Origin of the sequence: Azospirillum sp. B506 (assembly GCF_000333595.1) — a bacterium.
Lineage (GTDB): Bacteria > Pseudomonadota > Alphaproteobacteria > Azospirillales > Azospirillaceae > Azospirillum.
In genome coordinates this window covers 1-11,765 of sequence record NZ_BADK01000044.1, presented here as the reverse complement: position 1 = coordinate 11,765, position 11,765 = coordinate 1, and the positions used below count along the sequence as shown (strand labels likewise).

General features: G+C 67.9%; 11 protein-coding genes. 7 read left to right on the top strand and 4 right to left on the bottom strand.

The window, feature by feature from the left end:
• A partial coding sequence (locus I71_RS01245; RefSeq protein WP_244433549.1) for a cation transporter occupies positions 1–293 on the bottom strand: 293 nt, incomplete at its 3' end.
• 154 nt (positions 294–447) lie between these two features.
• Between I71_RS01245 and I71_RS01240 the strand changes: the two genes are divergently transcribed.
• Together I71_RS01240 and I71_RS01235 are read left to right on the top strand one after the other, a co-directional pair.
• Positions 448–867: an OsmC family protein gene (locus I71_RS01240; RefSeq protein ID WP_042689065.1), complete on the top strand. Its 420-nt coding sequence runs from the start codon at positions 448–450 to the stop codon at positions 865–867.
• An 87-nt stretch (positions 868–954) separates the two neighbouring features.
• Positions 955–3,027, top strand: a complete 2,073-nt coding sequence (locus I71_RS01235; RefSeq protein WP_042689048.1) for a YjbH domain-containing protein — start codon at positions 955–957, stop codon at positions 3,025–3,027.
• Position 3,028: 1 nt separating this feature from the next.
• Here I71_RS01235 and I71_RS01230 read toward each other — a convergent pair whose 3' ends face one another.
• Positions 3,029–3,424 carry a hypothetical protein gene (locus tag I71_RS01230; protein WP_042689045.1) on the bottom strand — a complete coding sequence of 132 codons (396 nt, stop codon included), beginning with the start codon at positions 3,422–3,424 and terminating at the stop codon, positions 3,029–3,031.
• A 343-nt stretch (positions 3,425–3,767) separates the two neighbouring features.
• On the opposite strand from I71_RS01230, the gene I71_RS35460 reads away from it, so the two are divergent.
• Positions 3,768–3,932 carry a DUF1328 domain-containing protein gene (locus tag I71_RS35460; RefSeq protein WP_042689062.1) on the top strand — a complete coding sequence of 55 codons (165 nt, stop codon included), beginning with the start codon at positions 3,768–3,770 and terminating at the stop codon, positions 3,930–3,932.
• Positions 3,933–4,229: 297 nt separating this feature from the next.
• On the opposite strand, the gene I71_RS39290 is transcribed toward I71_RS35460, so the two are convergent.
• Complete coding sequence (locus I71_RS39290; RefSeq protein WP_244433548.1) at positions 4,230–5,027, bottom strand: RNA polymerase sigma factor; 798 nt, start codon at positions 5,025–5,027, stop codon at positions 4,230–4,232.
• Between the two features lie 682 nt (positions 5,028–5,709).
• On the opposite strand from I71_RS39290, the gene I71_RS01215 reads away from it, so the two are divergent.
• The 4 genes from I71_RS01215 to I71_RS01200 all read left to right on the top strand — a co-directional run bounded on the left by I71_RS01215 (position 5,710) and on the right by I71_RS01200 (position 8,477).
• Entirely contained in the window at positions 5,710–6,636 is a 927-nt protein-coding gene (locus I71_RS01215; protein ID WP_244433547.1) for a lytic transglycosylase domain-containing protein, read from the top strand.
• 201 nt (positions 6,637–6,837) lie between these two features.
• Positions 6,838–7,173 (top strand): hypothetical protein, encoded by a 336-nt coding sequence (locus tag I71_RS01210; RefSeq protein ID WP_042689042.1) that lies wholly within the window; start codon positions 6,838–6,840, stop codon positions 7,171–7,173.
• 120 nt (positions 7,174–7,293) lie between these two features.
• Entirely contained in the window at positions 7,294–7,605 is a 312-nt protein-coding gene (locus I71_RS01205; protein WP_083896900.1) for a hypothetical protein, read from the top strand.
• Positions 7,602–8,477: a class I SAM-dependent methyltransferase gene (locus I71_RS01200; protein ID WP_244433546.1), complete on the top strand. Its 876-nt coding sequence runs from the start codon at positions 7,602–7,604 to the stop codon at positions 8,475–8,477. The genes I71_RS01205 and I71_RS01200 overlap by 4 nt, the downstream gene beginning before the upstream one ends.
• A 23-nt stretch (positions 8,478–8,500) precedes the next feature.
• Here the strand turns inward: I71_RS01200 and I71_RS01195 are convergent.
• The coding region (locus I71_RS01195) for a translocation/assembly module TamB domain-containing protein (RefSeq protein ID WP_042689036.1) at positions 8,501–11,765 on the bottom strand (3,265 nt) is incomplete at its 5' end.

Genomic DNA, 11,765 nt, shown 5'->3' with positions numbered 1-11,765 from the left:
CCCCAGGCCAGCAGCAGCCCCATCACATCGCTGAGATTGTGCCCGGCATCGGCGATCAGGGCGGTGGAGTTGGCGATCAACCCGTAAACCGCCTCCACCACCACGAAGCCGATGTTCAGCAGTGCACCCAGCGCGAAGGAACGGTCGTAGCGCACCGGCCCGTGATGGTGATGGCCGGCATGGCTGTGGTCGGCATGGTCGTGTGCAGAATGATCATGCCCCGCATGGCCATGATCTGTGTGAAGGGAACCGCCGTGGGAATGGCCGTGCGGCATGCTGGTGAGTCTCGCCATCTGATTGTGCGTCGCGCAACGCACCGGACTCTGGGCGCACCGGCGCCGTTGGACAAGTCCGACATTGGAGATGCAGCGCCCCCTTGCGCCGATCCGCCGTGGCGCCTAGCTTCGCGCGGACACTCACGATCAACAGTGAACGAAGGAAATGGTCATGAAGGCGCGCGTCACCTGGGTGGACGGCAAGATGTTCGTCGGCGAATCCGGCAGTGGCCATGCCGTGGTGATGGATGGCGCCGTCGAAGCCGGCGGCCGCAACGCCGGCATCCGCCCGATGGAAATGCTGCTGATCGGCATGGGCGGCTGCACCTGCTTCGATGTGGTGATGATCCTGGAAAAAGGCCGCCAGCAGATCACCGACTGCATCGCCGCCATCGAGGCGGAGCGGGCGGACACCGACCCGAAGGTCTTCACCAAGATACATGTCCATTTCACCGTGACCGGCCGCAAGCTGGACCCGGCCAAGGTGGAGCGCGCCATCGCCCTGTCGGCGGAGAAATACTGCTCCGCCTCCATCATGCTGGGCCAGACCGCCACCATCACCCACGACTTCGAGGTGGTCGAAGCTCCGTAATCGGACACCGCAGCAGCTTTTCAGTTGCATCCATATGCATGACTCGCGAAGGATCGGATATCGATCCCGGCCCTTCGCGATCATGGCGTGCGCACGACCGTCCTAACCATCCTTCTTGCGGTGTTTTCCGCTCCAGCGCTCGCCAGCGAGGCGCATGTCAGCCTGTCAGACTGGGGTGGGGTCGGGCTGTTGCAGATGCCGACCGCGCGGATGGCGTCCGACGGTTCGATGAGCGGTGGATTGACTGCGCTCGGCGACCTGCACCGCCACTACACGATCTCCGCCCAGCCGCTTCCCTGGCTGGAGGTCACCGCGCGCAACAGCGCCTATCCCGGCTATTACGGCCTCAGCGAACCCGGCCTCGACCTCAAGCTCCGCCTGCGGCGGGAGGACGAACACGGGCCGGCGATCGTGGTCGGCGGACGCGACGTCAGCGGATCGGGACTGGACCTGCCGGGCAAGGGACGCTTCGCCGGTGAGTACATCGCCCTGTCACGCCGTTGGTGGGATCTGGACCTGACGCTCGGCATGGGTTGGGGGACGCTGGGAGAGGCCGGGCATCTGCGCAATCCGTTCGGCGTCCTGGGCGGCAGGTTCCGCCGGGACCGCGATCCATCCGCCTGGCCAACGACACGCGGCCCGAAGGCATGGTTCAGCGGAGACCGCGTGGCTCTGTTCGGCGGGGCCGAGTGGCACACGCCGGTCGAGGGGCTGAGTCTGAAACTGGAATCCTCAGGCGACCGGTTCCGCGCCCAGCGGCAGGATGAACCGGACTTCGATCCCGGCAGTCGCTACAATATCGGCCTGTCCTGGCGTCCGGCCTCCTGGGCCGATCTGGGGGCGGCCTATGAGCAGGGGAAGCGGCTGATGCTGCGCCTGTCGGTCCGCTTTGATCCCGCGGAGGATGCCGACGGACCGGATCACCCTCCCCCCGACATCGGTCCGCGCCCCTCCGCCGGATCGGCTCTGTCTGCCGACGCCATTGCTCTGGTGGCCCGCAGCCGCGGACTGCCCGTCCGCTCGGCCCGGATCGACGGCGAGACGGCAACATTGTGGCTCGATCCGGCCGGCGGCGCCCGCCTGCCGCTGGCGCGCGAGGTCGGCGATGCCGCCCGCCTGCTGGCCGACCTTGCCCCACCCCAAGTCGAGCGGCTGCAGATCGTCACCGGCGCCGCCGGGCTGGATACGGCCGCCGTCAGCATGCAGCGCCGCGACCTGGAGCGGGCCGCCAACCACCGCGGCAGCGCCGAGGAGATCTGGCGCACCACCGAACTCGCCCCTGCGGTCGAGCCGCCACCAGACTGGCGCCCACGTCTCGATCTGTCGACGCGGCTGGTCGCCAGCGTCGATCTGTCCGAGTTGGGGACAGCGGTGGCTCAACGCACACACACCGATGTGATGCTGCGGGCGGAACCGTTGCGCGGGCTGGTCCTGGGCGGCGGGCTGCGCGTCAATGCCTCCAGCAACCTGGACCTGCTGGACACCAACGCCCTGCCGGCGGCCCAGCCGGTTCGCAGCGACCTGCCCCGATATGCCAGTCGCCCGCTGTCGCTCGACCATGCCTATGCGGCGTGGCTCGCCCGGCCGATGGATGGCGTGACCACGCGGCTGTCTGCCGGCCATCTGGAGGAGATGTATGCGGGCATCGGGGCGGAGGCTTTGCTCCAGCCGTTCGCGGCCCGCTGGGCACTGGGCCTCGACCTCAATCAGGTGTGGAAGCGGCGGCCGGAGGGTCTGTTCGGGATCGACCGCAGCGATGCCCGCGGAACCGGCCATGCCAGCATTTATTGGGACTCTCCCGGCGCCGACACGACGACTGCGCTTCGGCTGGGCCGTTATCTCGGCGGCGACTGGGGCGGCACGGTGGAGATGATGCGCCGGTTCGACGGCGGCATCGGCCTGACCGCCCACGCCACCTGGACCGAAGGGCCGGACGGAGCGCAAAGCCGCTTCGGCGGGCGTATGGACTGGGGCTTGGCGCTGGTGGTGCCGATTGCCGCATCGGGATGGCTGCCGGTCGGCGGCACGGTGGAAACGGCGGTACGCACCCTGGGACGCGATGCCGGGCAGCGACTGCAGCAACCGCTGCCGCTCTACGATCTCCGCGTGCCGGGAGGCGTCGGCCGCCTCACCGGCACATGGTCGCGACTGCTCAACTAACTCAGCGGATCGGCTTTGTGGCCGGGGTCGGGGCCGCGTTGGTCGATGCATTGCGCGGGTCGAGCACCACCGTCGTCCATTGGCCCTGCGGGGTCATGGCATTGGCCACATAGCGGTCCCCCTCCTTGTGGAAGTCGCGCACCGAAACATAACCGGCGGCGCTGAGCTGGTTCAGCAGCGTCGTCTGCTGAAGTTCGACCGTCTTCTGCCCCCGGCCGCGTCGCCCGGCGAGATCAGAGGCGGCTCCTCCGGTCGAACCCGTCAGTCCGGAGGCATCGCCGCCCGTGCTCCCCGAATAGGTCGAATAGCCCTGTGAGGACTGGGCCTGCTGCGCCATGGCCGCCGGGACCATCGCAATGGAGGCGGCCATTGCCGCCAGGAACAATCCGGTTTTCATGGGATCCTCGTTCGCTATCGTCCCCTCTGGCCGGCGGATGCCGGACCTCTCTGGAAGCGGAAACGCACGGGAAGCCCCATTGTTGCATAAATGCCAGTCCGCACCAGCCCTGCGGCGTGCCGATACCGCAGCCGGTCGGGAACCGGGAACATCATACCCACAGCGTTGTTCTGATCATCGAATGCCGCCGCACCGGCTGTGCTTATCGTCATCTTGGCCCCGTTTGCTTTGCCAGGCAGAGGCTGGAAGACGAAGACGACGGGACGGCGGGTGCGGCCACGACTTTTCTCATGCGTGACGCCGGCAGTCCTGGCGACTATTCGGCCGAGCGAGGGAGGGTATGATGCTCTATTGGGCTCTGGTTTTCTTCGTCATCGCGCTGATTGCCGGCGCATTGGGGTTCGGCGGAATCGCGTCGGCCAGCTCCGGCATCGCGCAAATCCTGTTCTTCCTCTTCCTGGTCCTGTTCGCCATCAGCCTCATCATGGGGCTGGTCCGGCGACGGTAGGCAGGCAAGCCGGCCGGTCCGCAGGTCCGCCAGTTCCTCCGGCCAGCTCCTCCGGCAGGATGGAACCATCGCGGCATCGGCCGGTTGATCGCATCGTCTCCCGACGATGCAGCACTCTCTCCTCCCTGAGGTGACGTCAGGGCCGGCGATCCCGGATGTCGCTTCGATCGTCCCCGCCTCCGGCGGCGTCCCCCGCGGGCGCCGCCGTTCTTTTTGCCCGGGACTGCCACCCGATCACATGAAAACGGGGCACCCGGCGACCGGGCACCCCGCAAAGATCGTCAGGCGCCAAAATCCTCAGGCGTCGATATCGTCCGACGGGTTCTTCCCTTCCATCAGCAGCCGCAGCGCACGACGGCCGCGCGACAGGCGCGACTTCACGGTGCCGATGGAAATGCCCAGGATGTCGGCCGCCTCGTTGTAGGAGATTCCTTCCAGCCCGATCAGCAGAACCACCTCCCGCTGCTCGTTCGGCAACAGGGCGAGGGCCCGGCGCAGATCGCGCAGTTCCATCCGCACGAACTGAGATCCCGGTGCGGCACCGATGGCGGCCTGAGCCTCGGCATCGATGTCGACCACCGGCTGGCGGCGACGCACGCCGTTGATGTGCAGGTTGCGCAGGATGGTGAACAGCCACGCCCGGAGGTTGGTGCCGGGCCGCCACAGATGCAAGCGCGACAACGCGCGTTCAAGGCACTCCTGCACCAGATCGTCGGCCAGCGTGGCATCGCGCACCATGGCACGGGCGAAACGGCGCAGACGCGGGATCTCCTCCTCGATCTGCCGGATCACCGCAGGGTCGGGCGGGGCGTTGGGATCTGGGCGGTACTCGTCCTCAACATCGGCCCGGACGGCAACGTCGGAACCGACATCGGCCTGGGTTTCGCCGGTCTCGGTGCTGGCTTCGGCCCTTCTGGCCTCCGCATCGACAGTCAAATGGGTCTCCATCCCGGCATCGGCGGTGGTCTGGTCAAGGTACGTCGGCAGGCGGTCCGAACGGGTCCGGCCAACGGCTTCGGCGCCGAAAGGCACCGGCTCGGCCGGGACCGGGGCGCGCAATCGGTGGCTCAAAGTGGTCGCGACGTGGTTCGCCATCGGTGAAACGATGCCTCCTTCAATGCCGTTCGCCACGACCGCGCCGGCCGCATCCTTGGTGCGTACAGCGTGGCCGGGGCCTCCGGCACGACGGCCCCGGAAGGCGAAGAGTTTCGAGGAGAAACTCCACCGTCCGAGGCCGACGTATTTTTCAGCCGATTATCTGGCCCGATCCGTACGTAATGAGCGCACAAAGGAGCTGCCAGTTGGGAAAAAGGCTAGTGGGTCATACAATGGAGACAATTAACCCCTAGAGTACCCCGGCTATCCCAGCGCAATCACCGTTCGGGCATTGGCTTAAAACATGGTCGTTGGTTATTTCTCCAACTCGATTGGAGGACGCATGACCAACGTGAAAAGAAAAAGACCGACCGGCACCAGTCGATCGGCCTATGTATTTTTTATTGGCAGCGCCACATCGACCAGTGATGGCGATGTATTCTCCGGCAGCCGGAATTCCGCTTCGGCTTATGCCGCCATGCTTGGCACACGGCCAGTGGGGTGCAGCCGCGTCCTCCCTGAAAGCTTTGCTTCCGACCTTTTGATGGTCTCCAAAAGCTCGAATAAAATCATACAGGGGGGTCCGGTGGAAGGCCACACGAACCTTTGCGGTACACCGTCCGCGTCACGCGTCCCAGCAGCTTCAAGGCGCATTTTCCGTCACAGAACCAGCAAAACATGTATGGCGGCGCTTGCGGCGGCAGCACTGCTGCCCGGTCTACTGACATCGTCTCCGGCCAGCGCGGGCATCGCCGAAAAAACCGTCGCTGCGCTGGAGGCCCTGGCCAACAAGGGCAGTTCCCGCGCCCAATACGAATTGGCGCAGCATTACGAACGCGCCGACGGGGTGAAGGCCGACATCCGGCTCGCCTTATCGCTCTATTGCCGGGCCGCCCGCCAGGATTATGCCGACGCCGCCCTGATGGCCGGACGCATGCACATGGCCGGTCTGGGCGGTGTGTCCAAGGATGCCGACCTCGGCCGCGCCTGGCTGCGCAAGGCGGCCTCCCTCGGCAACGAACAGGCGGAGCGGCTGGTCGGCGCGGTCGGCGGAACGGTGAAGACACCCGACCGCTGCGAACCGCCAAACCTGCGCTGGGGCATCATCCGCAAGCCGCCGGCGGAAATCCGCGCCATGGTGCAGAAGATGGCGCCCGGCTATGGCCTCGATCCGGACCTGGTGCTTGCGGTCATCGCGGTCGAATCCGGTTACCGCGTCGATGTCGTCTCGAACAAGAACGCCCAGGGGCTGATGCAGCTGATCCCCGAGACGGCGGAGCGCTTCGGCGTCTCCAACCCCTTCGACGCGGAACAGAACCTGCGCGGCGGCATGAAGTATCTGCGCTGGCTTCTGGCCTATTTCGACGGCAACGTCGCCTATGCGCTGGCCGGCTACAACGCCGGCGAGGGAGCGGTGCTGCAATACAAGGGCATCCCGCCCTACCGCGAGACGCAGGATTATGTGACCAAGATCCGCAGCGTCTACGCGCAGACCTATCATCCCTTCAACCGCGATGTCGTCCAGTCCGCCGGCCTCGTCAGCACAGCGCGAGAGGAGGTTGCCGAGCTGTCGCTTTCGACCAAGGCGCGCAGCGGCGGAAAGCGGTGAGAACGGGAGATTGCGACTCGGAAAAATGCGACTCGGGCGACTCGGACGGCACTTGGTTAACACTTTGGTTATAAAATGACGATTACCCTCGGGACACGACGGATTTCGCAAGCGCTGGTGCCCTTCGGGACGCCTTCCCGCGTCACCCGCCGGCGTCTCACCCGCAACGTTTCATCCGAACGTTTCCCGAGGACCTGCCCGATGCCCATGGCCGCCGACGTCGACACCATCGAACGCACCTCCATCGTCGCCTACACCCTGCTGAACGAGCTTCATGACGTTCTGGCCCTGCCCAAGGCTCCGGACGACGTGACGCTGGGCATCCTGATGGGCATGGCCATGTTCCTCGACGACAAGGTCGGCCCGATGCGCGCCAAGCGCCTGATGGCCGAGGCGCCGACCATCGTGCTGAAGACCGATGCCCACGTCACCACCGACCAGACCCAGCGGATCATGCCGGTCCTGCGCGCCTTTGGCGATCACCTGAAGGAACTGCGCATGAAGGTGGAACGTCCGGTCAGTGGCTCCGTCGGCTGACCCTTCCTGTTCATTTCCGATCGCAACGGACCCGACGCCGGCAATGGCGCCGGGTCCGTTGCATATGCCGACTGTCAGGCTGCTTGACCAACAGGTGAAATGGGCGGAAGCTCTGCGCCCATGGACTGGTTCACCGGGATCAGCATCGTCGCCATCGCGGCCGGCCTGACCATCAGCCTTGTCGTGCTGGTGGCCGTCGGATCGATCCGCCGCAGCCAGAACGAGGCGGCAGCCCGGCAATCCCAGCAAATCCGCAAGCTGACGGAGACGGTGGCTGCCCTGTCCCAACAGCAGCAGGCGGCGCAGACCCGCATCCAACAATTGACCGACGCCAACCGCAAGCTGTCCGACGAACTGTCGGCATTGGGCGAACGATTGAGCGATGCCGACACTGCCCAGCGCGTGGCCGGCACGGCGAGGCTTCTCCATTGAGCGCGACCAGCATCCCCGGTACCGCAATCCCTGCCACCGCCGCCCCGGACACCACCCATCCCGATGCCGACCGCGAGCGCGACCGCTGGGCCGCCAGTGCCGATGCCTGGGACCGTTGGGCCGATCCGATGGCCGATCTGGCCGACAAGCTGAACCGGCCGCTGCTCGACGCCGCCGGCCTGACGGAAGGCCACCGGCTGCTCGACCTTGCGTCGGGTGCGGGGGAGCCAGCCCTGAGCGCAGCCCGCCGCGCCGGGGAGGACGGTCTGGTGGTCGGCAGCGACCTCGTGCCCGGCATGATGGCCGGTGCGATCCGCCGCGCCCGCAGCGTCGAGGGGCCGGCGCCCGCCTTCACCGCCGCCGACATGACCGCCCTGCCCTTTGCCGACGGCGCATTCGACGGCGTGACCTGCCGCTTCGGCATCATGTTCTTGCCGACCGTGGAGTCCGCCCTGCGCGAGGTGCGGCGGGTCCTGCGCCCCGGCGGCAAGGCCGCCTTCATGGTGTGGGGGCCACGCGCCGGCAACGGTCTGTTCGCGGAGATCGGCGCGGCGGTGGCGGACCATCTGGGAGAGGACGGCAGCCTCGATCCGCTGTTCCGCTTCGCCGAGCCGGGCCAGCTCTCCACCCTGATGCGGTCCGCCGGCTTTGTGGAAACGTCGGAGACCGAGCTGACCCCGGTCCGCAAGGCCCCTGCCGGCCAGCCCTTCTGGCGCGCGGCCCTCGACATGAGCTTCGGCCACCGGCTGGGCGCATTGTCCGTGGGAGAGCGCCGGGACCTGGAAGCCGACATCGCCCGGAGGTTCGACGCCCAGGCGGTGGACGGCATCGTACCGGTACCGTCCCATTCGCGCATCGTGGCGGGATGGTGAGTTAGCCTGCCAAGGCACCCCCCTCAATAGTCCTTCTCGTACACCACCCCGAACTTCGTCTCCGAGTTCGCACCGACTGAGGCGGTTCCCTTCAGGTTCTTGGTGATGTCGACCTCGACCTTCGCCCTGCTCTGGTTGGCGCCGATGCCTTGCTCGACGCCGACATAAACGCGGTCGCTGACATAGCGGCCGGCCTGCACCGCCCCGCCCTTGCCGTTCTCGCCCTGGGTGAAGTCCAGCCGGTCTACGCCCAGGCCGCGGCGCACCTTGTCGAGGATGCCGCCACCGCCACCGACGCCGGCCAGGGCCGCCGCCGACTGGGCAAGCTGGACCGCCTCCGTCGCGCTCAGGTCGCCAACCGACTTGCCGAACAGCACGCCGGCCAGCACCTCATCCTGCGGCAGTCCCTGGGGAGAGGTCAGTTCGATCTTAGGCTGGCGGGCGGTACCGCTGACCACGACGTCGGCGGTGATGCCGTTGGCCGTCGCCTCCGCCAGCAAATCGAGCCTCGGATCGATGGGCTGGGTGCCGTCGAAGTCGAAGATGCCGCGCTTGAACTCGAAATTCTTGGCCAGCAGGTTCAGGCTGCCCTTCAGGATGGTGAAGCGGCCGGTTACCTCCGGCGCCGCGGCAGTGCCCTTGACGCGCAGGCTGCCGGCAAGCTCGGCGTCCAGCCCGCGGCCACGCACGAAGATCTGGTTCGGCGCGTTCACCGTCATATCCAGCGCCAGAACGAAGGGCGTCGCGGCCGGTGGGCTCTCGGCCGGCTGCGGAACGCGGCGGGTTCCGCCGGCGGTGGACACCTGCGTCGTTCCGCGGGCGCGGCGGCCCTTGCCGACTTCCGTCACCTTCAGATCGACCACATTGGCCGGCATGCGGTCAGGAACCTGGATCTCGGCGCGCCGGATGTCCACCGGCCCGGCAAGCCGGGCATTGGTGAAGCCGCCGGTCAAGGTCAGGTTGGCCCCGATCTCCGCCGTCACCAGATCGATCTCCACCAGCCGGGCATTGTCGGCCTGAAGCGCGATGTCGAGCTGCCGGTCGGCCGGCGCACCCGGACGGATGACGCCGCTGGCGCTGATCGCACCGCCATTGCGGGTGCGGCCGCGGAAGCTCTGGACGGTAAAGACGTCGCCGTCGCCGACCAGCCGCGCCTCGATGTTGGTGATGACGGCACCCGACGCGCGGTTCTCATAACGCCCGTTCACCAGCACCACCGATCCGCCGAGCGACGGCTTTTCCACCGCGCCGCCGGCCTGCACATCCAACCGCAGCGATCCGCGCGCCCGGTCGCCCGACGCGGACAGCAGGTCGTTCGCCAGCGACAGATCCACCGTGCCGTTGACCGCTGCCTCCAGCGCTCCCTTGGGTGGAACGCTGACGGCATAGCTGGTGGGGTCCATCACCAGCGGAAGGGCGGCGGTGGCGGTCAGCGTGCCGGCATTCTTCGGCATGGCGATCCGGCTGTTCAGTGACAGCCGGCGGTCGCGCCATTGGGCGTCCAGCGTCGCGTCGATGCCGGGCAACCCCGCTTGCGTGGTCTGCTGCGCCTTCAGTCCGGCGATCCGCAGGGTGGCGTCGGCGCGCGGGTTTCGCAGCGTGCCACCGAGCGACGCCCGCGCATCGGCAACCCCATCCAGCGCCAGTGTCGGGCTGGCCAGCTTTGCCAACGCCAGCGGCAGGCGGTCGATGGTCAATTCCCCGCTCAGGCGGTCCCCGTTCAGGCCGAGATCCGCAGCGAACCGGGCGTTGCCCGAGGACAGCCGCAGTTCCCTCACCTCATAACGGCGGTCGGCGAGCAGGATGGTCGCCGGAGCGGTCATCCGCACGTCCTGCCCGGCATAGCGCGCCTGCAAGCGGTCGAGCCGGATGCGGGTCGCCTCGCCCTCCCGTGCCAAGCCGCCGGCAAGATCCAGCGCGACCGGTTGGGCGCCCGCTCCCGCTGCATTGGCTTGGAAGCTGGCCTTCGCCAGCGACCCGTCGACCGACGCGGTGACGCTGCGCAGGTCAGTGCCGGCGGCATTGCCGTCGGTCATCTCCACCCGCGCCTTGCCGCTGGGGGTGCCGAGCGTGTCGGCGACATCGGCCTTGACGGTCAGGCGGCGGGCACTCAGCAGCGGTCCGCTCCGTTCCGGCCCTTGCCCTTCCACCCGCAGGTCGTTGGCGTCGGCGGTCAGGTTGGCCGCCTGCCTGCCACCCTTGCCGTCGAGCGCCAGGGTGAAGCTCGCCCCGCCGCTCAGCGGCATCCCCGCCAGTTCCGACAGGCCGTTCAGGTTGGGCAGCCTGCCCTCCAGCCGGCCGGTGGCCAGCAGCGTATCGAGTGCCACCTGCGCCTGTCCGGTGATGCGGTTGGCTCCGTTGGCGATGGTCAGTCCGTCGAGCCGCAAGGTCTGTTCGCGCAGGGCATAGCGTCCGTCGACCGACAGCGGCGTCCTGTCCAGGCTGGTCCGCGCCGAGAGCGTGCCGTTCGGCGTGGCCGGCAGGCCGGCGGCGGTCGCCTTGACCTCCGTGGCGCCCAGGCGGCGGCCCTGCACCACGAGGTCGCGGGCGTTCAGCGTCGCCTGCGCCTCGATGGCGTCGAGCGGTCCGCGCGCGGTCGCCTCCAACGTCGCTGCCCCCGCCATCGGCGTGCCGAGCGCACCGCCAAGCGGCTCCAGCTTCGCCACGGTCAGGGTGCTGCGGGCATCGACCTTGTTGTCCACCAGAGTCGCGGTGCCGGTCAGCTTGCCGTTGCGGCCATCGACTGTCAGGCCGGTCAGCCGCATGGCCCCGTCCGGCTCCATCCTGGCGGCAAGCGCCAGTGCCGCCCTGTCGCCCAGCACCGCGTCGGCCGGGGTGCCGGTGGACAGCCGGTCGAGACTGCCGGTCAGATCGGCGGTCAGCAGCCCGTCGGCCCCGCGCTTCACCGGCCCGCTCAACGCCACCGCCCCCGCCAGCGGCCGGCCGGCCAGACCGGACAGCAGCGCAAGATCGTCGGCATTGGCGTTCAGCGTCAGGTCGGCGGTCTGGCCCCAGCCGCCGACGGTTCCCTTCGCCTCGGCCCTTGCGGCCGCGGCGGTCAACGCCAAGGTCTCCAGCCCGATCCGGCCGCTGCCGGTATCGATCTGCGCCTTGACGGCGAGCGTGGTTTCCGGCCCGGTCAGGTGGGACAGCGCCGGGTCGTCTTCGGCGAAATCACGCAGGGTGGCGTTCACCGCGACGTTCAGCGCGTTCAGCGCCCCGTCGGCGGCACCCTCCACCACCCCCTCGCGCCAGGACAGCGGCACCAACGGATGCAGGGTGGACTCC